Raw genomic sequence first — 21,558 nt, forward strand, 5'->3', positions numbered from 1 at the left:
AGGGCCCATGCCCCGCACCGCCCTGCGCATCTGCCCCTTGTGCGAAGCCACCTGCGGCCTCACCCTCACCATCGCGGGCGCCGCCGTCACCGGCGCTCGCGGCGACCGCGAGGACGTCTTCAGCCGCGGTTTCATCTGCCCCAAGGGCGCCGCCTTCGGAGCACTCGACTCCGACCCCGACCGGCTGCGCACCCCCCTCGTCCGACGGGGCGGCCGGCTCCAGGAGGCGACCTGGGAGGAGGCCTTCGACACCATCGCCGCCGCCGTCCCCGCCCTCGTCCGGGAGTACGGGCCCCAGGCGGTCGGTGTCGTCCTCGGCAACCCGAACGTCCACACCATGGCCGGCGCGCTGTACCCGCCCCTGCTCCTCAAGGCCCTCGGGACCAGCAACATCTTCACCGCCAGCACGCTCGACCAGATGCCCAAACACGTCTCCAGCGGGCTGCTCTTCGGTGACCCCTTCGCCATCCCCGTCCCCGACCTCGACCGCACCGACTTCCTGCTCCTCCTCGGTGCCAACCCGGTCGAGTCCAACGGCTCCCTGTGCACCGCCCCCGACTTCCCGGGGCGGCTCAAGGCCCTGCGTGCCCGCGGCGGCACCCTGGTCGTCGTCGACCCCCGCCGCACCCGCACCGCCAAGCTCGCCGACCGCCACCTCGCGCCGCGCCCCGGCAGTGACGCGCTGCTGCTCGCCGCCCTCGCGCACACGCTGATCGAGGAGAAGCTCGCGGCCCCCGGCACGCTGGAGGAACACACCGACGGACTCGGGGAACTCGCCGCCGCGCTCGGGAGTTTCACTCCTGAGGCCGTAGCACCCGCCTGCGACCTCCCGGCTGCCGAGATCCGCACCCTCGCCCGCGATCTCGCGGCCGCCCCCACCGCTGCCGTCTACGCACGGATCGGCAGCTGCACCGTCGAGTACGGCACGCTCGCCAGCTGGCTGGTCGACGTACTGAACATCCTCACCGGCAACCTCGACCGGCCCGGCGGGGCCCTCTTCCCGCTCTCCGCGACGGCCCCCGCGCCCCGGCCCGCCGGTCCCGGCAAGGGGTTCGCCCTCGGCCGCTGGGCGAGCCGGGTCAGCGGTCACCCCGAGGCCAAGGGCGAACTCCCCATCGCCGCCCTCGCGGAGGAGATCGAGACCCCGGGCGACGGGCGGATCCGGGTGCTGCTCGCCATCGCCGCCAACCCCGTCCTGTCCGCACCCGACGGCGACCGGCTCGACCGGGCGCTGGCCGGCCTCGACTTCATGGTCTCCGTCGACCCCTACCTGAACGAGACCTCACGCCACGCCCACGTCGTGCTGCCCCCGCCGCCGCCCTCCCAGAGCGCGCACTTCGACTTCGCGTTCAACGGGTTCGCCGTACGCAACCAGGCCCGCTACTCGCGCGCCGCCATCGCGCTGGAGGAGGGGCGGATGGACGAGTGCGAGATCCATGCGCGGCTGATCCTCGCCGTCTCCGGCCTGCACGGATCCGCCGATCCGACCGGTGTCGACGAACTGGCCATCGGGTCCGCCCTGGCCAAGGAGACCGCCGCTGCGCACTCCCCGCTGCACGGGCAGGACCCGGCCCGCCTCGCGGGCCTGCTCACCGGGGAGAGCGGCCCCGAGCGGCGGCTCGACCTGATGCTCCGCATCGGGCCGTACGGAGACCGCTTCGGCGTCGCCGCTGCCGAGACCGCTGCCGCCGCCGACACAACTGCCACCACCGCCGCCGACACAGCTGTCGGCACCGCTGCCGGTACCGCCGTGGACGGGCTGAGCCTGGAGCGGCTGCGCGCGCACCCGCACGGCATCGACCTGGGCCCGCTGCGGCCCCGGCTCCCGGGCGTGCTGAAGACCCGCAGCGGCAGGATCGAGCTGCTCCCGGACCCGATCGCGGCCGAGCTCCCCAGGCTGCGCGCGACGCTCGCCGACCGCCCCGCCGCCCTGGTGCTCGTGGGCCGCCGCCATCTGCGGTCCAACAACAGCTGGTTGCACAACGTCCCGGCCCTCACCGGAGGTTCCAACCGGTGCACCCTCCAGGTCCACCCGCAGGACGCGGACCGGCTGGGGCTCACCGACGGAGGCCGGGCCAGGATCACCGCCGACGGCGGCAGCCTGGAGGTTCCCGTGGAGGTCACCGACACCCTGCGCACCGGAGTCGTGAGCCTCCCGCACGGCTGGGGCCACGACCGCGCGGGGGCTCGGCTCTCGGTGGCCTCCGCCACACCCGGCGCCAACGTCAACCAGCTGCTCGACGGCACCCGGCTCGACCCGCTGTCGGGCACGGCCGTGCTCAACGGCTTCCCCGTCGCGCTCACGCCCCTGCCCTGAGCTGGGGTTTTGCTCGTATTGCTCACGCGTTGACGTCTTGTTGGCGCAAGGAGGAGGCACCTACGTTCCCACCATGCTGACCATCCTCGGTTTCGCCATGATCGCGACCTTCCTGGTTCTGATCATGCTGAAGAAAATGTCGCCCATCGCGGCGCTCGTCCTCATCCCCGCGCTCTTCTGCGTGTTCGCAGGAAAGGGCGCCCATCTCGGCGACTACGTCATCGACGGCGTCGGCAAACTCGCGCCGACCGCCGCCATGCTGATGTTCGCCATCGTCTACTTCGGCGTGATGATCGACGTCGGCCTCTTCGACCCGATCGTGCGCGGCATCCTGCGCTTCTGCAAGGCAGACCCGATGCGCGTGGTCGTCGGCACCGCCGTCCTCGCCGCGATCGTCTCGCTCGACGGAGACGGATCGACCACCTTCATGATCACCGTCTCGGCGATGTACCCGCTGTACAAGCGGCTCGGGCTGAGCCTGGTGGTCATGACGGGCGTCGCGGCCACCGCCAACGGCGTCATGAACACCCTGCCCTGGGGCGGCCCCACGGCCCGCGCCGCCACCGCCCTCAAGCTCGACGCCGGCGACATCTTCGTCCCGATGATCCCCGCCCTCGCGATGGGTCTGGTCTGCGTGTTCGTCCTGGCGTACGTCCTCGGCGTGAAGGAGCGCCGCCGGGTCGGCCTCCTGGTCATGCCCGAGGACGACGCCGCCACCGCCACCGGCACGGCCACCGTCATCGAGCACGCCCCGGAGACCGAGTCCGCGCTGGTCGCCGCCGGCACGGGCACCTCCGCCGCAGGCCCCGCAGGCCCGGCAGCTCCGGCAGGCCCCGCCGGTACGCCGGCCACCGCCACCGGCGGGTCCGGGCCCGCCGGCCCGGCCGCCCCGGCCGGCGCCGCCGCCTCCGAGGACGGATTCCAGGGCCTCGATCCCCACCGCGCCACGCTGCGTCCGCGCCTGTACTGGTTCAACGCCGGTCTCACCATCGCCCTGCTCACCGCGATGATCATGGAACTGCTGCCCATCCCGGTGCTGTTCCTGCTCGGCGCCGCCCTCGCCCTCACCGTCAACTTCCCGCACATGCCCGACCAGAAGGCGCGGATCGCCGCCCACGCCGACAACGTCCTCAACGTCGCCGGCATGGTCTTCGCCGCCGCCGTCTTCACAGGCGTCCTCTCCGGCACCGGCATGGTCAAGCACATGGCCGACTGGCTCGTCGGCGCCATCCCCGAGGGCATGGGCCCCCACATGGCGCTGGTCACCGGCCTGCTCAGCCTGCCCCTGACCTACTTCATGTCCAACGACGGCTTCTACTTCGGCGTGCTCCCCGTCCTCGCCGAGGCCGGCGCCGCCCACGGGGTCTCCCCGCTCGAGATCGCCCGCGCCTCCCTGGTCGGGCAGGCCCTGCACATGTCGAGCCCGCTGGTTCCGGCCGTCTACGTCCTCGTCGGCATGGCCAAGGTCGAGTTCGGCGACCACACCCGCTTCACCGTGAAATGGGCGGCTCTGACCTCCCTCGTGGTCCTCGCGGCGGGGATGCTTTTCGGCATCATCTGATCCCGGCCGCGCCTGGCGCGCCGAAAACTACCGACGCTAGTTTGTAGGGTGTCCGCGAGGTCAGGTCTACACGCTGGTGCGTGCTCGGGAGGAATGCCATGAAGGCCCACGACGGGATGTACATCGGCGGTGCCTGGCGGCCCGCCGCCGGACGCGACCGGATCGAGGTCGTCAACCCGGCCGACGAGCAGGTCATCGCCGAGGTCCCGGCCGGCAGCGCCGACGACGTGGACGCTGCCGTACGAGCCGCCCGCGCGGCCCTTCCCGGCTGGGCCGCCACGGCTCCGGCCGAGCGGGCAGCCCTGATCGGCGCGCTCCGGGACGTGCTGCTCGCCCGCAAGGGCGAGATCGCCCAGACCATCACCGCCGAACTCGGCTCCCCGCTGGGCTTCTCGGAGATGGTCCAGGTCGGGGCGCCGATCGCCGTGGCCTCCTCCTACGCCGAGCTCGGGGCCTCGTACGCCTTCGAGGAGCGGCTCGGCAACTCCACCGTGCTGCTCGAGCCGATCGGTGTGGTCGGGGCCATCACGCCCTGGAACTACCCGCTGCACCAAGTCGTTGCAAAGGTGGCACCCGCTCTCGCCGCCGGCTGCACCCTCGTCCTCAAGCCGGCCGAGGACACCCCGCTGACCGCACAGCTCTTCGCCGAAGCCGTGCACGAGGCGGGCATCCCGGCCGGAGTCTTCAACCTGGTGACCGGAACCGGTCCGGTCGCCGGGCAGGCCCTGGCCGCGCACGAGGGAGTCGACCTCGTCTCCTTCACCGGCTCGACCGCTGTCGGCAAGCAGATCGGCGCCACGGCCGGCGCCGCCGTCAAGCGGGTCGCCCTCGAGCTGGGCGGAAAATCGGCCAATGTCATCCTGCCCGGGGCCGACCTGGCCAAGGCCGTCGCCACCGGCGTGGGCCACGTCATGAACAACACCGGCCAGAGCTGCAACGCGCTCACCCGCATGCTCGTCCACCGGGACCAGTACGAGGAGGCCGTCTCGCTCGCGGCCGCCGCCGTCGCCACGTACCCCAGCGGCGACCCCACCGACCCGGCCACCCGCCTGGGCCCGGTCGTCAACGCCAAGCAGCACGAGCGCGTGCGCGGATACATCGCCAAGGGCGTCGAGGAAGGCGCGCGCCTCGTCGCCGGCGGCCCCGACGCACCGCACGAGCGGGGGTACTTCGTCGCCCCGACCGTGTTCGCCGACGTCACGCCCGAGATGACCATCGCCCAGGAGGAGATCTTCGGCCCCGTGCTGTCGATCCTCCCCTACGAGGACGAGGAGGACGCGCTGCGCATCGCCAACGGAACCGTCTACGGCCTGGGCGGCGCGGTCTGGGCCGCGGACGAGGAGACGGCCGTGGCCTTCGCCCGCCGCATGGACACCGGACAGGTGGACATCAACGGCGGCCGCTTCAACGTGCTCGCGCCCTTCGGCGGCTACAAGCAGTCGGGCGTCGGCCGCGAACTGGGGCCGCACGGCCTGGCGGAGTACCTCCAGACCAAGTCCCTGCAGTTCTGAACACGGAGACGACGACCATGGTCCGCGCCGCCATCCTGCCCGCCGTCGGAGCCCCGCTCGAGATACGGGAGATCGTGCTGCCCGATCCCGGCCCCGGGCAGGTCCGGGTCAGGCTCACCGCAGCCGGGGTCTGCCACTCCGACCTCTCCCTCACCAACGGCACCATGCGGGTGCCCGTCCCCGCCGTCCTCGGCCACGAGGGCGCGGGTACGGTCCTCGCCGTCGGGGAGGGCGTGGCCCACGTCGCCCCCGGCGACGGGGTGGTGCTCAACTGGGCCCCGTCCTGCGGGGAGTGCCACCACTGCTCCATAGGCGAGGTCTGGCTCTGCGCCAACGCGCTCACGGGCGTCGGAGCCGTCTACGCGCACGACGCGCAGGGCACCGAGCTGCACCCGGGGCTGAACGTGGCCGCGTTCGCCGAGGAGACCGTCGTCGCGGCCAACTGCGTGCTGCCCGCGCCCGCCGGTATACCGCTCGCCGAGGCCGCCCTGCTCGGCTGCGCGGTCCTCACCGGCTACGGCGCCGTCCATCACAGCGCCCAGGTCCGCCCGGGCGAGTCGGTGGCCGTGTTCGGCGTCGGCGGGGTCGGCCTGGCCGCCCTCCAGGCGGCCCGGATCGCCCAGGCGGGCCCCATCGTCGCCGTCGACGTCTCCCCGGCCAAGGAGGAACTGGCGCGGGCGGCGGGAGCCACCGACTTCGTGCTCGCCTCCGACACCACCGCCAAGCAGATGCGCGCGCTGACCGGCGGCCAGGGCGCGGACGTCGCCGTGGAGTGCGTCGGCCGGGCGGAGACCATCCGCGGAGCCTGGGAATCCACCCGCCGCGGCGGCCGCACCACGGTCGTCGGCATCGGCGGAAAGGACCAGCAGGTCACCTTCCACGCGCTGGAGATCTTCCACTTCGCCCGCACCCTCACCGGCTGCGTCTACGGCAACAGCGACCCCGCCCGCGACCTCCCGGTCATCGCCGAACACGTCCGCGCGGGCCGCCTCGACCTCGGCGCCCTCGTCACCGACCGCATCACCCTCGACGGCATCCCGGCCGCCTTCGACGCCATGCTGGCGGGCAAGGGCGGCCGCTCCCTGGTCGTCTTCTAGGGCCTGTCCGCGTCGCCGCCGGCCCGGCCGACCTCAGTCGGCCGGGCCGTCAGCCTCTGCTCGCCCCGCGCCCCTCGCTCCGCGCCCGCACGTACCGCCGCGATCAGTTCGGTGCCGTGCTGTGTCAGCCCGTCTCCTTCAGCGCCTCGTACTGGAGGGCCAGCCCGTCCAGCAGCGCCGCCAGGCCCGTGTCGAAGGCGCCCTCGTCCACCTCGTGCTGGCGCTCGGCCAGCAGATGGGCCTGGCCCAGGTGGGGGTAGTCCGCCGGGTCGTATGCCGTCTCGTCGTCCACGAAACCCCGGGCGAAGGAGGCCACCGCCGAGCCCAGGATGAAGTACCGCATCAGCGCGCCGATCCGGGTCGCCTGCGCCGGGGGCCAGCCCGCCTCCGTCATCGCGCCGAAGACCGCGTCCGCCAGCCGGAGCCCCGCCGGGCGGCGCCCCGGGCCGCGTGCCAGCACCGGGACGATGTTCGGATGGTCGGCCAGGGCGTCCCGGTACGAGTGGGCCCAGGCGTGCAGGGCACCCCGCCAGTCCAGGCGGCCGGCCTCGAACATCGACAAGTCGACCCGCGCGCTCACCGCGTCCGCCACCGCGTCCAGGATCTCGTCCTTCGTGCGGAAGTGGTTGTACAGGGACGGCCCGCTGACCCCGAGCGCGGCCGCCAGCCGGCGCGTCGAGACGGCCTCCAGCCCCTCCGCGTCCACCAGCGCACCCGCCGCCTCGACGATGCGGGCTCTGCTGAGGAGGGGCTTGCGCGGTCTGGCCATGCGCCACATAGTAGGGCCTGCCCGCCATAAACTACCGGTGCTAGTTAACGGCCGGACGAGACGCCCGGAGGTGCCCGGTGAACCTGGAGCTGAGCGAGGAGCAGAGCGCCGTACGCCGGCTCGCCCGCGAGTTCACCGAGCGCGAGGTGGTCCCGTACGCCGCCGAATGGGACCGCGCCGAGAGCGTGGACCGGGCCATCGTGAAGAAGCTCGGCGCGCTCGGCTTCCTCGGCCTGACCGTCCCCGAGGAGTACGGCGGCTCCGGCGGCGACCACCTCGCCTACGTCCTGGTCACCGAGGAACTCGGCCGCGGCGACTCCGCCGTGCGCGGCATCGTCTCCGTCTCCCTCGGCCTGGTCGCCAAGACCATCGCGGCCTGGGGCACCGAGGAGCAGAAGCACGCCTGGCTGCCCCGCCTCTGCTCCGGTGACGCGCTCGGCTGCTTCGGCCTGACCGAGCCCGGCACCGGCTCCGACGCCGGCAGCCTCACCACCCGCGCCGTGCGCGAGGGGGACTCGTACGTCCTCAGCGGCAGCAAGATGTTCATCACCAACGGAACCTGGGCCGACGTCGTGCTGCTGTTCGCCCGCACCGGCGACGAGCCCGGTCATCGCGGGGTCTCCGCCTTCCTCGTCCCCGCCGACGCCCCCGGCCTCACCCGCCGCGAGATCCACGGCAAGCTCGGCCTGCGCGGCCAGGCCACTGCCGAGCTCGCCCTCGACGGGGTCCGCGTGCCCGTCTCCGCGATGCTCGGCCCCGAGGGCAAGGGCTTCTCGGTCGCCATGTCGACCCTCGCCAAGGGCCGGATGTCGGTCGCCGCGGGCTGCGTCGGCATCGCCCAGGCGGCCCTGGACGCGGCCGTCTCGTACGCCGCCCAGCGCGAGCAGTTCGGCAAGCCGATCGCCCACCACCAGCTGGTCCAGGAGCTGATCGCCGACATCTCGGTCGACGTCGACGCCGCCCGCCTGCTGACCTGGCGGGTCGCGGACCTCATCGACCGCGGGCAGCCCTTCGCCACCGAGTCCTCCACCGCGAAGCTCTTCGCCTCCGAGGCCGCCGTCCGCGCCGCGAGCAACGCCCTCCAGGTGCACGGCGGTTACGGCTACATCGACGAGTACCCGGCCGGGAAACTGCTCCGCGACGCCCGCGTGATGACCCTCTACGAGGGCACCAGCCAGATCCAGAAGCTGCTCATAGGCCGTGCCCGCACGGGGGTTTCCGCCTTCTGAGTACGTAGGTGAGTACGCGCGCCCATGTGTCCGCCGCGGCCCCGCCGCATGCTCGACCCATGAACGAGACACCGGTCAAGCAGCAGAACACGGGCGCGTACTACGGCCAGGCCGTCGCCTCCTTCGGCGTCGCCATCAGCGCCGTGGCCCTCGGGATCTACAACCTGCAGGTCGACGGCTGGGTCCGCGCCTTCCTCGGCATCGCGGTCCTCTACCTGACCACCTCGGCCTTCACCCTCGCCAAGGTGATCCGCGACCGGCAGGAGGCCACGAGGATCGTGAGCCGGGTCGACCAGGCGCGGATGGAGAAGATCATGGCGGAGTACGACCCCTTCACGCCGAAGTAGACCGGCCGCACGCCCGCGTGCTCGCTAAGCGCTTGCTCACCCTCCGGTAAGGTGTTCATTTCCACACGGCGAAGAGGGTGAGTGAGCGATGGACAGCGCGGCGGAGACGGCCGACGGCTACCAGCCGTGGTCCGAGGTCACCCCGGACGCCGCGCGGCGGCTGCTCGTCGCCGCCGTCGACGCCTTCGCGGAGCGCGGGTACCACGCGACCACCACACGTGACATCGCGGGCCGCGCCGGGATGAGCCCGGCCGCCCTCTACATCCACTACAAGACCAAGGAAGAGCTGCTCCACCGGATCAGCCGGATCGGCCACGACAAGGCCCTGGAGATCCTCACCACCGCGGCCGACGGCTCCGGCCGCGCCGCCGAACGGCTCGACGCCGCCGTACGGTCCTTCGTGCGGTGGCACGCGGCACACCACACCACCGCGCGGGTGGTCCAGTACGAGCTCGATGCTCTCGCTCCGGAGCACCGCTCCGAAATCGTGGCACTGCGCCGGCAGAGCGACGCCGCCGTACGCCGCATCCTCGCCGACGGGGTCGAGGCGGGCGAGTTCGACGTCCCCGACGTGCCCGGCACCACCCTCGCCGTGCTGTCGCTCTGCATCGACGTGGCCCGCTGGTTCAGCGTGTCCGGGCACCGCACGCCCGACGAGGTCGGCGCGCTCTACGCCGACCTCGTGCTCCGCATGGTGGGCGCGCGGCCCCAGAAGTAAGCCGCGAGCGGGTCAAGGGCAGGCCGCGGACGGGCCAGAAGCAGTAGACGGGTCAGAAGTAGTAGCGGGACACCGACTCCGCCACGCACACCGGCTTGTCGCCGCCCTCGCGCTCCACCGTGACGGTCGCCGCGACCTGTACGCCGCCCCCCGCCTCCGTGACCTCCGTGATCACGGCGGTGGCGCGGAGCCGCGACCCGACCGGCACCGGCGCCGGGAAACGCACCTTGTTCGTCCCGTAGTTGATGCCCATCTTCATGCCTTCGACCCGCATGATCTGCGGCACCAGACTCGGCAGCAGGGACAGGGTCAGATAGCCGTGCGCGATCGTGGAGCCGAAGGGTCCGCCCGCCGCCCGCACCGGGTCCACATGGATCCACTGGTGGTCGCCGGTGGCGTCCGCGAAGAGGTCGATCCGCTTCTGGTCCACCTCCAGCCACCCGCTGGGCCCGAGCGGCTCGCCCGTTCCGGCGTGCAGCTCCTCGGCGGACGTGAAGATCCTCGGCTCGGCCATGCCCTGCTCCTGCCTCTCACTCACGGATTGCGCCGGGGCGAATAAGCGCTTGCTCAGCATGCTGGGACCGTATGTGTATGTCAACGGACCTCCGACTACCCTCGACCGGGTGCCGCAGATTCCCGAGAAAATCCACGAACTCACCGTCGGCCAGCTGTCCGCCCGCAGCGGCGCCGCCGTCTCAGCGCTCCACTTCTACGAGGCCAAGGGCCTGATCAGCAGCCGCCGCACCTCTGGCAACCAGCGCCGCTACACCCGCGACGCACTGCGCCGGGTGGCCTTCGTACGAGCCGCCCAGCGCGTGGGCATCCCGCTCGCCAGCATCCGCGACGCACTCGCCCAACTCCCCGAGGGGCGCACCCCCAACCGCGAGGACTGGGCCCGCCTCTCCGAGGCCTGGCGCGCCGAGCTCGACCAGCGGATCAGCCAACTCGGGCGGCTGCGCGACCATCTGACCGACTGCATCGGCTGCGGCTGCCTCTCCCTGGAGAACTGCGCCCTGTCCAACCCGGACGACGTCTTCGGCGAACGGCTCACCGGCTCGCGGCTGTAACCGGCGAGTACCGCGCGAGCTGCTCCCGGGCGGCCGCCACCAGTTCGGCATTCGACCCAGCCCGCCGCCCGTCCGGCAGGTGCAGCACATCGCCCACGCCGGTCCGCGCGCCCGTACCGCACCGCGCGGCCAGCCGCAGCACCGGCCAGGCGGCGGCCTCCCGCCCGTACAGCAGCACCGCCACCGGCGGCAGTCCGCGCAGCCCGGCCACCAGCGCCGGATCGGCCGCGGCGAGCTCCGCCGCGAGCCGCACCCGCCCGGGCGTCCGCACCGGCCAGGCCAGGAACCGCGCCATCGGCTCCGGCCCGGCCGGTCCGCCCAGCGGCACCACCGCGTCCACCGCGACCCCCCGGGCCAGCAGGGCCTCCGCCAATTCCTCGGCCCCCGGCTCCCCGAAGCTCACCTCCGCCCGGTCCGGCAGCACGGTCCAGGACCGGACCCGCTCCAGCCGCCCCGCCGGATCGGGCTCGGCCCCCACACCCGCCGACACCGGCACCGACAGCGGTACGGAGACCCCCGTGCCCCGCAGCGCTTCCAGTGCCGGCCCGACCACCCGCGGCGACAGGCTCTGGCGACCGCACGGCGTCCGCGGACTCACCAGTACCTCCCCGGCCCCCGCGGCGACCGCGGCCAGCGCCGCCTCCGCCAGGTCCTGGGGTGACATCGGCACGGCCGCCCCGTCGGCAGCGCCCCGGGCACCGTTCAGCGACACCGCCGGCGCGGGCCCCGCGAACGCGCGCGGCGCGGCCCTCACGCCGCCCCCGCCGCCGGGGTGTCCGCCAGGGCCGGTCTCGGCACCACGATCCCGCAGCCCGCGCACACCGGACCGTCCCAGGCCCACGCCCCCTCCCAGGCACCGACCGCGGGCACGGCCGGCCACCGCAGCTCCTCCTCCCCGCAGACCGGGCACGCCGTCCCCGGCGCCGACTCCAGCGCTCTCACCAGCCGCCGCAGCACCTCGCCCAGCGCCCCCTCCGGCCGCACCCCCGGATCCGCGCACCGCACGACCGCGTCCCCGCTCCCGCCCCACGTCCACTCCGGCCGGCGCAGCCCGTGGTGCTTCTCCCGACGGCGCCGCTCCGCGAACTGGCGCTCGTACTCCAGCCAGACCGCCCGCGCGTCCTCGAGCTCCTCCAGCGCGGCGACCAGCCGCAGCGGGTCGGCCCCCCGGTCCTCGGGGGCGATCCCGTGCCGGTCACACAGGTGCCACCACGTGGCCCGGTGCCCGTACGGAGCGAACCGCTCCAGGCAGCGGCGCAGCGAATGGCGTCGCAGGGCCCGGTCGTTGCGTGCGTCGCGCACCTGGTAGGCCAGACTCCGGAATCCCGCCATCGCACCTTCACCTCCGCCGATGTGCCCAACATGCCCGGCCGGGGCCGGGCGCATGCGGGGGCGGTCGAGGCGTGCGGGTGGCACATGGCCGGAACTCAGCGCCCCATGCGCCCCGCGGAAACCACCAGCCGGGCCAGCTCCTCGTGGCAGATGTCGCTGTGCGCCCCCGAGGGAGCGCCGCCGCGCCGCACCACCGAGCCCGCGTCCACGCTGACGCAGCCCGTCGCGGGCACCCCCTGGTGCAGGGCCGTGTCGAGGGTCAGCCGGGGCGCGCCCGGTACGGCCTGCACCCCGTCGTGCCCGATGGCGCCCCAGCGTTCGTCGAAGCCCAGCAGCCCGGCCGAATCGCCCGCCATCCGGGAGGCCAGCGGATAGAACACCCGCAAAGAGGTGTCGTGCGGGGAATGGCAGGCCACCACCGGTCCGTCGACCTTTCGCTGGAGGCCGCCCAGGGCGCCGCCGCGGCTCCTGTCGTGCGGGAGCCGGTCCGAGAACGAGTAGTGGGAGAAGGCGCCCTGAAGCAGGGTCAGGGACGCCACGTGCCGGGCGCCGTCCGGGACGGCACGCAGCGAGAACGACACCAGCCGCGCCCCGAAGCTGTGCCCGATGAGATGGATCCGCAGGCCCGGCCGCTGCCGCGCGAGCTCCGCCAGCACCGGGCCGAGGCCGCGCTCACCGACCACACCCGCCCGTTTCTTCATCTTGTAGTACGTAGCCTGCCGCAGCAGTTCCTTCGCGCCGTTCCACAGGGGGCGCAGCCCAGCGCCGAGCGCGAGCCCCTGCTCACCGGAGCCGGAGCCCCCGGGTGGCGCGCCCGCCTCGACCAGCGCCTGGGCCAGCGCCCTGCATACCTCCAGGACGTCCTCCGCGAACACTGCGGGCACGGGCTCCACCGCAGGCGTCGGGGCGACGGCCGTGGACACCGCGTCCGCCGCGTCAGCCGCGTCCACACCGGCGAGCTCCCGTACGAGGGCCCCGAACTCGATGAAGGCGGCCTCCGACTCCGGCCGCTCCTCCAGCAGTTCGGCCACCCGGTCCAGATCAGCCTGCCGCCCGGGCCAGAACTCCCCGAGCGCCTGCCGGGTCCCGGGGTCCAGCGCCACCCCGAAGCCGGGCTCCGCGAGCGCACCCGGCCCCTCGAAGTCCGGTATCGGCTCGTCGGAGAAGCGGATCGAGGGCCATACGACGCCCACGTACCCCAGCCGTACCCCCGGCCCCACCAGCCCCGGGAAGGGGGCGAAGAAGCGGTCGTAGAGCCGGGTCGCCGTGGACCGGTCGCTGTTCCAGCCGTGCGCGAAGACCAGCAGGTCCGTGGCCTCGATCCGGGCCACCGCCGCCTGCGTGCCCCGGTCCACGTCGCCCTCGGAGTCGAAGGTCAGCTCCGCGTACGGCCCGACCCCGCTCCCGATCGCGGCCCCGACCCCGATCCCGGCCCCGCTGTCCGCCATGACACGTCCCCCTCCACGCCTCCACGCCGTGCGTCCGGTGGATCCAGCATCCTGCGGGTAGGCCCACCCGGCCAGACCCCGGACGCCACCGGCTCACGCGTAGAGCAGGTACTCCGCGCGCACCGCCTCGAACCGGGCCAGCCCCGCCGCCCAGTCACCGGCGATCTCCTCCACCCCGGCCCCCGCGTCCACCAGCTTCCGCACCCGGTCCGAGCCCGTCAGCCTGTCGATCCACTGGTCCGTGCGCCAGCCGAAGCCGCTCCACGACCGCCGAGCCGTGACCAGCAGCCCGATCCCGGCCCGTACCGGATCGAAGGCCTCCCGGTCGTGCACGATCAGCCGGACCCCGCCGCACACCTTCCCCACGTGCTTGGAGAAGGACGGCGTGAAGTACGCCTCCCGGAACCACACCCCGGGCAGGTCCAGCGCGTTCGCCGCCTCCGCCCACCGCCGGTCCAGGCCCTCCGCGCCCAGCACCTCGAAGGGGGTGGTCGTCCCGCGCCCCTCGGACAGGTTCGTCCCCTCGAACAGACAGGTGCCGGCGTACGCCAGGGCCGTGTCCGGGGTCGGCATGTTCGGGCTGGGCGGCACCCAGGGCAGCCCGGTCTCGCCGAAGAACGACCCCCGCCGCCACCCGGTCATCGCCACCGTCCGCAGCCTGACCGCTTTTTCAGGCTGCCGGGACAGGAACTCGCCGTTGAAGAGCAGGGCCAGCTCGGCCGCCGTCATGCCGTGCGCGAGGGCGATCGGCTCCCGGCCCACGAAGCTCGCGTACGGCCGCTCCAGCACCGGCCCCGCGGCCCGCCGGCCGCCCACCGGGTTGGGCCGGTCCAGCACCACCACCGCCTTGCCGGCGAGGGCGGCCGCGCGCATGCAGTCGTAGAGCGTCCAGATGTAGGTGTAGAAGCGTGCCCCGACGTCCTGGATGTCGAAGACGACGGTGTCGATCCCGGCCGCCGTGAACACGTCCGCAAGCTGCTGCCCGCTCTTGCCGTACGTGTCGTACACGGGAAGCCCGGTCGCCGGATCCCGGGAGGCGCCCTCGGAGCCGCCCGCCTGGGCCGTCCCGCGGAACCCGTGCTCCGGACCGAACACCGCGACCAGGTCCACCCGGTCGTCCGCGTGCAGTACGTCGACCAGGTGGCGGGCGTCGGCGGCGATCCCGGTGGGGTTGGTGACCACCCCGACCTTCTGCCCGGCGAGTTCGGCGTACCCGTCCGCGGCGAGGCGCTCGAAACCGGTCCGCACCCGCTCCGCCCGTGCAGCGGCAGCAGCGCCCACGGGCCCGGCAGCCGTCACGGGCCCGGCAGCTGCCCCGGCCCCTGCCGCCCCCACGGCCCCCGCCGCCCCCATGGCCCCCGCCAGTCCCAGCACCCCGCGTCGCGACAGAGTCATCCGGCCACGCTAGGGCGCATCCCCCTTCCGTCCAGACATACCGACTGGTTAGTCTGCTCGCGATCCGCATCCGTCCGTCCCCGAAAGGTGCTCCCCGTGAACGCGTACCAGGACCAGCGAGTCGTCGTCACCGGCGCGGGCGGCGGCATCGGCGCCGCCCTCGCCCACCGCTTCGCCGCCGAGGGTGCCACGGTGGTCGTCAACGACCTCGACGCGGCCAAGGCCGCCGCGGTGGCGGGCGCGATCGGCGCCCGCGCGATCCCCGTCGCCGGAGACGCGTCGGAGATCGTGGCCGAGGCCCGGGAGGCCCTCGGCGGCGGGATCGACGTCTACTGCGCCAACGCCGGACTGGCCTCCGGCGGCGACGCGTTCGCCGACGAGGCCGTCTGGGAGGCGGCCTGGAACACCAATGTCATGGCCCACGTCCGCGCGGCCCGGCTGCTCCTGCCGGACTGGCTGGAGCGGGGGAGCGGCCGCTTCGTGTCCACCGTCTCCGCCGCCGGACTGCTGACCATGATCGGGGCGGCGCCGTACAGTGTCACCAAGCACGGGGCGCTCGCCTTCGCCGAATGGCTCTCGCTGACCTACCGCCACCGCGGTGTCCAGGTCCACGCCATCTGTCCGCAGGGGGTGCGCACCGACATGCTGACGGCCGCGGGCTCGGCGGGTGAGCTCGTTCTCGCGCCGACCGCGATCGAGCCGGAAGCGGTCGCTGACGCACTGTTCGACGGCATGGAGAAGGGCCGGTTCTTGATCCTCCCGCACCCCGAGGTCGCGGACTTCTACGCCGCCCGCGCCACCGACCCGGACCGCTGGCTCAGCGGCATGAACCACCTCCAGCGGAAATGGGAGACCCGGTGAGCTCCCCGTACGCCGCCAGGCCGTGGCTCGGGCTGCTCAGCCCGGCCCAGCGGGCGCCCGTCACCCCGGCCCCGACCGTGCTGCACGCCTTCCGCGAGGCCGTGGCCCGGGCCCCCGAGCGGACCGCGCTCGCCTACTTCGACGGCCGCACCGGCTACGCCGAGGCCGACGCGCTCTCCGACTCGGTCGCCGGCCACCTCGCGGCGCGGGGCATCGGCCGCGGGGACCGGGTCGCCGTCATGCTGCAGAACACCCCGCACTTCGTGCTGGCCGTCCTCGCCGCCTGGAAGGCCGGGGCCGTCGTCGTCCCGCTCAACCCCATGTACAAGGCTGGCGAGGTCGGGCACATCCTGCGCGACTCCGGGGCCGCCGCGCTGGTCTGCGACGGCCGCGCGTGGGCGGCGTACCTGTGCGAGGCCGCGCGCGGTACGGACGTGCGCGTCGCCCTGACCGCCCGCGACCGGGATTTCCAGACGCGCGACGACGCGCGGCTCTTCGCCCCGGCGGCCGTACCGCATCCGCGCCGAGCCCCGGAGTCCGCGCCGCACCCCGCCCCGGAATCCGCGCCGGACCCCGCGGCCGGGCCGGCGGCTCCGGAGGCCGCCGACCTCACGACCGTGGCCCGCCAGGGCCACCCCGCGCCGGACGACCCGCACCTCACCGCCGCCGACACCGCCCTCATCAGCTACACCTCCGGCACCAGCGGCACCCCCAAGGGCGCCATGAACCCGCACGGCGCCCTCACGTACAACGCCGTCCGCCAGGTCACCGCCCACCCCCTCCCCGAGGGCGCCGCCTACTTCGCCCTCGCGCCCCTCTTCCACATCACCGGCATGGTCTGCGAGCTCGCCGCCTGCTTCGTCAACGCCGGCACCCTCGTCCTCGCCCACCGCTTCGACGCCGCGGTCGTGCTCGACGCCTTCCTGGAGCACCGCCCCGCCTACACCGTGGGCCCGGCCACCGCCTTCATGGCCCTGGCCGCCCACCCGGACGTCACCCGGGACCACTTCGCCTCGTTCCAGGTGATCTCCTCCGGCGGAGCCCCGCTGCCGCCCGCGCTCGTCGAGCGGCTGCGCGGCGCCTTCGGCTTCTACCTGCGCAACGGCTACGGCCTCACCGAGTGCACCGCCCCCTGCGCCTCCGTCCCCCCGCACCTCGAAGCCCCCGTCGACCCGGCCTCCGGCACCCTCTCCGTGGGCCTCCCGGGCGCCGAGACCGTCGTACGGATCCTCGACGAGCAGGGCGCCGAGGTCCCCTTCGGCGAGACCGGCGAGATAGCCGTCCGCGGCCCCCAGGTCGTGCCCGGCTACTGGGGTCTGCCCGCCGACACCGCCAAGGCCTTTCCGGACGGCGAACTGCGCACCGGGGACGTCGGTTTCATGGACGCGGACGGCTGGCTCTACGTCGTCGACCGCAAGAAGGACATGATCAACGCCTCCGGTTTCAAGGTCTGGCCGCGCGAGGTCGAGGACGTGCTCTACACCCACCCGGCGGTCCGCGAGGCGGCCGTGGTCGGCGTCCCCGACCCCTACCGCGGGGAGAGCGTGAAGGCGTACGTCAGCCTCCGCCCCGGCGCCCATGTGGAGCCGGCCGAGCTGTCCGCCTACTGCGCCGAACGCATCGCCGCCTACAAGTACCCCCGCCAGGTGGAGATCCTGCCTGTCCTGCCGAAGACGACCAGTGGCAAGATCCTGCGACGGGAACTGCGCGATCGCGGCTGAAAACAGTCGGACGGTCGTACAGCTGGAATGGGAAGGGAAGGTCGGCGCCATGGCTGCCAGAACCACGGAACCCGAAGGCACGCACGAGGCCCCGGTACCGCAGCGGCTGCTGGCCGTCGCCACCCGGCTGTTCGCCGAGCGCGGCTATGACCGCACGTCGGTGCAGGAGATCGTCGAGGCGGCCGGGGTCACCAAGGGTGCGCTCTACCACTACTTCGGGTCCAAGGACGACCTGCTGCACGAGGTGTACGCGCGGATGCTGCGCCGTCAGCAGCAGCGGCTCGACGCGGTGGCCGGATCCGACGCACCGGTCGAGGACCGGCTGCGGGCGGCCGCCGCCGACGTGGTGGTCACCACCATCGAGAACCTCGACGACGCGATGATCTTCTTCCGGTCGATGCACCAGCTCAGCCCGGAGAAGTTCAAGCAGGTACGGGCGGAGCGCCGGCGCTACCACGAGCGCTTCCGGGCGCTGGTCGAGGAGGGCCAGCGCACCGGCGTGTTCTCCAGCGCCACCCCCGCCGACCTGGTGGTGGACTACCACTTCGGGTCCGTGCACCACCTGTCGACCTGGTACCGCGCGGACGGGCCGCTCACCCCGCAGCAGGTCGCCGATCACCTCGCCGACCTGCTGCTGCGCGCGCTGCGCCCCTAGTCAGCGGCCGGGTCCGCACGGTCCTCGGCTTCAGCCGGCGGGAGGACCGTGCGGACCCGGGTCTGCTCGGGCACCGCGGCCGTCAGAGGTACTGCTTCAGCTCGCGCCGCGCCAGCGACCGCTGGTGCACCTCGTCCGGCCCGTCGGCCAGCCGCAGCGTCCGTGCCGCGGCCCACAGCTCGGCCAGCGGGAAGTCCTGGCTCACCCCGCCGGCGCCGTGCAGCTGCACCGCGTCGTCCAGGATCCGCACCACCGCACGCGGGGTCGCGATCTTGATCGCCTGGATCTCGGTGTGCGCCCCCCGGTTCCCGGCCGTGTCCATCAGCCAGGCCGTCTTCAGTACCAGCAGCCGCAACTGCTCCACCGTCACCCGGGCGTCCGCGATCCAGTTCTGTACGACCCCCTGCGCGGCCAGCGGCTTTCCGAAGGCGGTACGGTCCACGGCACGCCGGCACATCAGCTCGATGGCCCGCTCCGCCATGCCGATCAGCCGCATGCAGTGGTGGATGCGGCCCGGCCCGAGCCGCGCCTGGGCGATGGCGAAGCCGGTGCCCTCCTCGCCGATCAGGTTCGCCGCCGGGACCCGCGCCCCGTCGAAGACCACCTCGGCGTGCCCGCCGTGGTCGTGGTCCTCGTACCCGTACACGGTCATGGCCCGGCGGACCTCGACCCCCGGGGTATCGCGCGGCACCAGGATCATCGACTGCTGACGGCGCTGATCGGCGCCCTCCGGGTCGGTCTTGCCCATGACGATGAAGATCTTGCAGTCCGGGTTCATCGCCCCGGAGATGAACCACTTGCGCCCGGTGACTGAGTACTCGGCGGCCCCGCCACCCACGCGCTCGATCCGCGTCTCGATGTTGGTGGCGTCCGAGGACGCCACCTCCGGCTCGGTCATCGCGAAGGCGGAACGGATCTCCCCGGCCAGCAGGGGCTCCAGCCACTGCTTCTTGTGCTCCTCGCTGCCGAACTGCGCGAGCAGCTCCATGTTCCCGGTGTCCGGTGCCGCGCAGTTGGTCGCCATCGGGGCCAGGTGCGGGCTGCGGCCGGTGATCTCGGCGAGCGGGGCGTACTGGAGGTTGGTCAGCCCGGCGCCGTACTCGGCATCGGGAAGGAAGAGGTTCCACAGGCCCTGGCGGCGTGCCTCGGCCTTCAGTTCACCGAAGACGGCCGGGGTGTCCCAGGGCGAGGCCAGCCGCGCGCGCTGCTCGGCGGCGACGGCCTCCGCCGGGTAGACGTACTCCTCCATGAACGCGAGCAGCCGCTCGCGGAGTTCCTCGGTCCGGGCGTCGAATGCGAAGTCCATGGGATGCGTGCCTCAGCCTTCGTGGCGGTTCTGGAATTTGCGGGGTGCCTGGAGGGTGGTCAGACCGTGCTCGATGAAGACCGGGACCAGCTCGCCGATCCGGTCGAAGCCCGCGCCGACGGTCTGCCCGAGCGTGTAGCGGTAGTGGATGCCTTCGAGGATCACCGCGAGCTTGAACCAGGCGAACGCCGTGTACCAGGCGATCGCACCGGTGTCCCGCCCGGACCGGGCCGCGTACCGTTCGACCAGCTCGGCGGGCGTCGGATGCCCCGGAGCCCCGCTGGTGGTGCTGACCGGAGATTCAGTCAGGCCCAGGTCGGAGCTGTACATCACCAGCAGCCCGAGATCGGTCAGCGGATCGCCCAGCGTGGACATCTCCCAGTCCAGTACGGCCCGGATCGTGTCGTCCGGACCGCCGATCAGTACGTTGTCCAGCCGGAAGTCCCCGTGGACCACGGTCGGCGCGGGGGAGTCGGGCAGCGCCCGGCCCAGCGCGCCGTGCAGTTCGTCGATCCCGGCGAGCTCCCGGCCCCGGGAGGCCGCGAGCTGCTTGCCCCAGCGGCGCAGCTGCCGGTCCAGGAAGCCCTCGGGGCGGCCGAAGTCGCCCAGGCCGACGGCCTGCGGGTCCACCGCGTGCAGGTCGACCAGCGTATCCACCAGAGCCAGCACCGCCCGCCGGGTGCGCTCGGGACCGATCGCGGCGAGCTCGCCCGCCGTGCGGTACGGCACCCCCTCCACGTACTCCATCACGTAGAACGGCGCCCCCAGCACGGACTCGTCCTCGCACAGCAGCACCGGCTCGGGCACCGGTACGGCCGTTCCGTGCAGAGCCGCGATCACCCGGTGCTCGCGCCGCATGTCGTGCGCCGTGGCCAGGACGTGGCCGAGCGGGGGGCGGCGCACCACCCAGCGGGCGGAGCCGTCGGTGACCGCGTACGTGAGGTTCGACCGGCCCCCTTCGATCAGCCGGCCGCTCAGCGCCCCGGCCACGAGCCCGGGCCGCGCGGTGTCGAGATGGCCGCGCAGCCGTTCCAGATCGAGGCCTCGCGGATCGTCCGGGGCTGGGGTCATGGGTGGCACCTCCGTACGCAGTTGACGGTGACTGTTGTCCGCAGGCCATCATGCCGACCAGTCGGTATGTAGTCCAGGGTGCGGGCCGAAAGAACTCCTCCCTGGACTCCTCCCGGGACTCTTCCGGCCGTGCCCCGCCGCGCGGGTCCGTATCAGGCGTGGCAGAGGATCGGCGTCCCGCCGTTCATCACGGTCATGTCCTTCAGCACCGCCAGGATGTCCAGCGGAACGCCCTCCGGTTCCCCGGCCAGTTCCGCGTACGCCCGGTGCAGGTTCGCCACCAGCCGTTCGCTCTCCCGCCAGGCCGCGAACTCCCCGAGATCGGCCCGGCGGGCCGTCTCCAGCGGGGTCAGCCCCTCCGCGCGCCCCTCCCGGGCCAGTTCGGCCACGTACCGCAGGTAGCGCCCGGTGGCCTCGTAGGCCGACGCGTCGGTCAGCGGCCCGTGGCCCGGTACGACGGTCTCCGCGTCCAGGGAGCGCAGCACGTCCAGCGCCCGCAGCGAGCCGGCGAGGGAGCCCATCGCGAGGAACGGGGTGCCCTCGGCGAAGACCAGGTCACCGGTGAACACGACCCGCTGCCGGGGCAGCCACACGATCGAGTCGCCGGTGGTGTGCGCGACGCCCGGGTGGATGACCCGCACCTCCGTCTCGCCGACGTGCAGGGTCATCCGGTCGCTGTAGGTGAGGTCGGGCGCGGTGATGTCTATCGCGCCGAAGTCCGTCGCGGGCCAGATCATCTCCAGCTGGTGCCCGGCGGCGAGCTGTTCGGTCCGCGCGTTGTCGTGCCCGAGGACCAGCGCCTCGGGCGCGAACACGCCGTTGCCGTAGGTGTGGTCGCCATGGTGGTGGGTGTTCACCACGGTGCGGGGGAGCGGCACCCCGGTCGCCGTGACCGCCTCGCGCAGGGCCAGGGCCCGCCGCTCGGTGGCTGCCGTGTCGACGAGCAGGGTCCGGCCGCCGTCGCTGACGAAGCCGGCGTTGTTGAGGCACCAGCCGCCGTCCGGCTGGACGTAGGCGTACACCCCTGGTGCGGGCTGGACGAGGTACGGCTTGTCGACGGTCATCGGCGCTCTCCCCGGGTCGCTTTGACGGGCGGTCAGCATCCTGCCAGCCGTCATGGCGCCGGGGGAGGGCGGGAGGGCGGATTTCGCCC

Annotated in this window: 20 protein-coding genes; 11 read left to right on the plus strand and 9 right to left on the minus strand. The window is 73.2% G+C overall.

Annotated features, from left to right (window positions below; all coding sequences use genetic code 11):
- Nucleotides 1–7: 7 nt before the first annotated feature.
- The 4 genes from JIW86_RS30510 to JIW86_RS30525 all read left to right on the plus strand — a co-directional run bounded on the left by JIW86_RS30510 (nucleotide 8) and on the right by JIW86_RS30525 (nucleotide 6,486).
- Nucleotides 8–2,317: a molybdopterin oxidoreductase family protein gene (locus tag JIW86_RS30510; protein ID WP_257556984.1), complete on the plus strand. Its 2,310-nt coding sequence runs from the start codon at nucleotides 8–10 to the stop codon at nucleotides 2,315–2,317.
- Nucleotides 2,318–2,390: 73 nt separating this feature from the next.
- Nucleotides 2,391–3,878 (plus strand): CitMHS family transporter, encoded by a 1,488-nt coding sequence (locus JIW86_RS30515; RefSeq protein WP_257556985.1) that lies wholly within the window; start codon nucleotides 2,391–2,393, stop codon nucleotides 3,876–3,878.
- Between the two features lie 98 nt (nucleotides 3,879–3,976).
- A complete protein-coding gene (locus tag JIW86_RS30520) occupies nucleotides 3,977–5,389 on the plus strand; it encodes an aldehyde dehydrogenase family protein (protein ID WP_257556987.1) in 1,413 nt (470 codons plus the stop codon).
- A gap of 17 nt (nucleotides 5,390–5,406) precedes the next feature.
- On the plus strand, nucleotides 5,407–6,486 hold the full coding sequence (locus JIW86_RS30525) for a Zn-dependent alcohol dehydrogenase (RefSeq protein ID WP_257556988.1): 1,080 nt from the start codon (nucleotides 5,407–5,409) through the stop codon (nucleotides 6,484–6,486).
- A gap of 124 nt (nucleotides 6,487–6,610) precedes the next feature.
- On the opposite strand, the gene JIW86_RS30530 is transcribed toward JIW86_RS30525, so the two are convergent.
- A complete protein-coding gene (locus tag JIW86_RS30530) occupies nucleotides 6,611–7,255 on the minus strand; it encodes a TetR/AcrR family transcriptional regulator (protein WP_257556989.1) in 645 nt (214 codons plus the stop codon).
- Nucleotides 7,256–7,332: 77 nt separating this feature from the next.
- On the opposite strand from JIW86_RS30530, the gene JIW86_RS30535 reads away from it, so the two are divergent.
- From JIW86_RS30535 to JIW86_RS30545, 3 genes are all read left to right on the plus strand, one after another.
- Nucleotides 7,333–8,484, plus strand: coding sequence for an acyl-CoA dehydrogenase family protein (locus tag JIW86_RS30535; protein WP_257556990.1), 1,152 nt, complete (start codon nucleotides 7,333–7,335; stop codon nucleotides 8,482–8,484).
- Nucleotides 8,485–8,543: 59 nt separating this feature from the next.
- Nucleotides 8,544–8,831: a YiaA/YiaB family inner membrane protein gene (locus JIW86_RS30540; RefSeq protein WP_257556991.1), complete on the plus strand. Its 288-nt coding sequence runs from the start codon at nucleotides 8,544–8,546 to the stop codon at nucleotides 8,829–8,831.
- A gap of 88 nt (nucleotides 8,832–8,919) precedes the next feature.
- Nucleotides 8,920–9,549, plus strand: coding sequence for a TetR/AcrR family transcriptional regulator (locus tag JIW86_RS30545; RefSeq protein ID WP_257556992.1), 630 nt, complete (start codon nucleotides 8,920–8,922; stop codon nucleotides 9,547–9,549).
- 52 nt (nucleotides 9,550–9,601) lie between these two features.
- On the opposite strand, the gene JIW86_RS30550 is transcribed toward JIW86_RS30545, so the two are convergent.
- Complete coding sequence (locus JIW86_RS30550) at nucleotides 9,602–10,063, minus strand: MaoC family dehydratase (protein WP_257556994.1); 462 nt, start codon at nucleotides 10,061–10,063, stop codon at nucleotides 9,602–9,604.
- Between the two features lie 109 nt (nucleotides 10,064–10,172).
- Here JIW86_RS30550 and soxR point away from each other — a divergent pair, with 109 nt between their 5' ends.
- Nucleotides 10,173–10,616 carry a redox-sensitive transcriptional activator SoxR gene (soxR, locus tag JIW86_RS30555; RefSeq protein WP_215141432.1) on the plus strand — a complete coding sequence of 148 codons (444 nt, stop codon included), beginning with the start codon at nucleotides 10,173–10,175 and terminating at the stop codon, nucleotides 10,614–10,616.
- Here the strand turns inward: soxR and JIW86_RS30560 are convergent.
- From JIW86_RS30560 to JIW86_RS30575, 4 genes are all read right to left on the minus strand, one after another.
- On the minus strand, nucleotides 10,597–11,370 hold the full coding sequence (locus tag JIW86_RS30560) for a 3-keto-5-aminohexanoate cleavage protein (protein ID WP_416237620.1): 774 nt from the start codon (nucleotides 11,368–11,370) through the stop codon (nucleotides 10,597–10,599). The genes soxR and JIW86_RS30560 overlap by 20 nt on opposite strands.
- Nucleotides 11,367–11,948, minus strand: a complete 582-nt coding sequence (locus tag JIW86_RS30565) for a hypothetical protein (protein WP_215141430.1) — start codon at nucleotides 11,946–11,948, stop codon at nucleotides 11,367–11,369. The genes JIW86_RS30560 and JIW86_RS30565 overlap by 4 nt, the downstream gene beginning before the upstream one ends.
- Before the next feature lie 95 nt (nucleotides 11,949–12,043).
- On the minus strand, nucleotides 12,044–13,396 hold the full coding sequence (locus tag JIW86_RS30570; RefSeq protein ID WP_257556995.1) for a serine-threonine protein kinase: 1,353 nt from the start codon (nucleotides 13,394–13,396) through the stop codon (nucleotides 12,044–12,046).
- A 93-nt stretch (nucleotides 13,397–13,489) separates the two neighbouring features.
- Nucleotides 13,490–14,791: a DUF1343 domain-containing protein gene (locus tag JIW86_RS30575; RefSeq protein WP_257556996.1), complete on the minus strand. Its 1,302-nt coding sequence runs from the start codon at nucleotides 14,789–14,791 to the stop codon at nucleotides 13,490–13,492.
- Between the two features lie 87 nt (nucleotides 14,792–14,878).
- Between JIW86_RS30575 and JIW86_RS30580 the strand changes: the two genes are divergently transcribed.
- The 3 genes from JIW86_RS30580 to JIW86_RS30590 are packed head-to-tail and all read left to right on the plus strand — an operon-like array spanning nucleotide 14,879 to nucleotide 18,028.
- Nucleotides 14,879–15,652, plus strand: a complete 774-nt coding sequence (locus JIW86_RS30580) for an SDR family oxidoreductase (RefSeq protein ID WP_257556997.1) — start codon at nucleotides 14,879–14,881, stop codon at nucleotides 15,650–15,652.
- A complete protein-coding gene (locus JIW86_RS30585) occupies nucleotides 15,637–17,373 on the plus strand; it encodes a class I adenylate-forming enzyme family protein (protein WP_257556998.1) in 1,737 nt (578 codons plus the stop codon). The genes JIW86_RS30580 and JIW86_RS30585 overlap by 16 nt, the downstream gene beginning before the upstream one ends.
- Nucleotides 17,374–17,422: 49 nt before the next feature.
- Complete coding sequence (locus tag JIW86_RS30590) at nucleotides 17,423–18,028, plus strand: TetR/AcrR family transcriptional regulator (RefSeq protein WP_257556999.1); 606 nt, start codon at nucleotides 17,423–17,425, stop codon at nucleotides 18,026–18,028.
- An 82-nt stretch (nucleotides 18,029–18,110) separates the two neighbouring features.
- On the opposite strand, the gene JIW86_RS30595 is transcribed toward JIW86_RS30590, so the two are convergent.
- The 3 genes from JIW86_RS30595 to JIW86_RS30605 form a co-directional block, all read right to left on the minus strand.
- The gene (locus tag JIW86_RS30595; protein WP_257557000.1) at nucleotides 18,111–19,334 is read right to left on the minus strand and encodes an acyl-CoA dehydrogenase family protein; all 1,224 of its coding nucleotides are present in this window, start codon (nucleotides 19,332–19,334) and stop codon (nucleotides 18,111–18,113) included.
- Between the two features lie 12 nt (nucleotides 19,335–19,346).
- Nucleotides 19,347–20,405 (minus strand): phosphotransferase family protein, encoded by a 1,059-nt coding sequence (locus JIW86_RS30600; protein ID WP_257557003.1) that lies wholly within the window; start codon nucleotides 20,403–20,405, stop codon nucleotides 19,347–19,349.
- 152 nt (nucleotides 20,406–20,557) lie between these two features.
- The gene (locus JIW86_RS30605; RefSeq protein ID WP_257557004.1) at nucleotides 20,558–21,469 is read right to left on the minus strand and encodes an MBL fold metallo-hydrolase; all 912 of its coding nucleotides are present in this window, start codon (nucleotides 21,467–21,469) and stop codon (nucleotides 20,558–20,560) included.
- Nucleotides 21,470–21,558: the final 89 nt, after the last annotated feature.

The organism is Streptomyces sp. NBC_00162 (assembly GCF_024611995.1).
Lineage (GTDB): Bacteria > Actinomycetota > Actinomycetes > Streptomycetales > Streptomycetaceae > Streptomyces.

Bases quoted from the DNA above. Each gene is read 5' to 3' on its own strand.
- JIW86_RS30510 (WP_257556984.1), top strand. From the start codon at position 8: ATGCCCCGCACCGCCCTGCGCATCTGCCCCTTGTGCGAAGCCACCTGC.
- JIW86_RS30515 (WP_257556985.1), top strand. From the start codon at position 2,391: ATGCTGACCATCCTCGGTTTCGCCATGATCGCGACCTTCCTGGTTCTG.
- JIW86_RS30520 (WP_257556987.1), top strand. From the start codon at position 3,977: ATGAAGGCCCACGACGGGATGTACATCGGCGGTGCCTGGCGGCCCGCC.
- JIW86_RS30525 (WP_257556988.1), top strand. From the start codon at position 5,407: ATGGTCCGCGCCGCCATCCTGCCCGCCGTCGGAGCCCCGCTCGAGATA.
- JIW86_RS30530 (WP_257556989.1), bottom strand. From the start codon at position 7,255: ATGGCCAGACCGCGCAAGCCCCTCCTCAGCAGAGCCCGCATCGTCGAG.
- JIW86_RS30540 (WP_257556991.1), top strand. From the start codon at position 8,544: ATGAACGAGACACCGGTCAAGCAGCAGAACACGGGCGCGTACTACGGC.
- JIW86_RS30545 (WP_257556992.1), top strand. From the start codon at position 8,920: ATGGACAGCGCGGCGGAGACGGCCGACGGCTACCAGCCGTGGTCCGAG.
- JIW86_RS30550 (WP_257556994.1), bottom strand. From the start codon at position 10,063: ATGGCCGAGCCGAGGATCTTCACGTCCGCCGAGGAGCTGCACGCCGGA.
- JIW86_RS30565 (WP_215141430.1), bottom strand. From the start codon at position 11,948: ATGGCGGGATTCCGGAGTCTGGCCTACCAGGTGCGCGACGCACGCAAC.
- JIW86_RS30570 (WP_257556995.1), bottom strand. From the start codon at position 13,396: ATGGCGGACAGCGGGGCCGGGATCGGGGTCGGGGCCGCGATCGGGAGC.
- JIW86_RS30575 (WP_257556996.1), bottom strand. From the start codon at position 14,791: ATGACTCTGTCGCGACGCGGGGTGCTGGGACTGGCGGGGGCCATGGGG.
- JIW86_RS30585 (WP_257556998.1), top strand. From the start codon at position 15,637: ATGGGAGACCCGGTGAGCTCCCCGTACGCCGCCAGGCCGTGGCTCGGG.
- JIW86_RS30590 (WP_257556999.1), top strand. From the start codon at position 17,423: ATGGCTGCCAGAACCACGGAACCCGAAGGCACGCACGAGGCCCCGGTA.
- JIW86_RS30595 (WP_257557000.1), bottom strand. From the start codon at position 19,334: ATGGACTTCGCATTCGACGCCCGGACCGAGGAACTCCGCGAGCGGCTG.
- JIW86_RS30600 (WP_257557003.1), bottom strand. From the start codon at position 20,405: ATGACCCCAGCCCCGGACGATCCGCGAGGCCTCGATCTGGAACGGCTG.
- JIW86_RS30605 (WP_257557004.1), bottom strand. From the start codon at position 21,469: ATGACCGTCGACAAGCCGTACCTCGTCCAGCCCGCACCAGGGGTGTAC.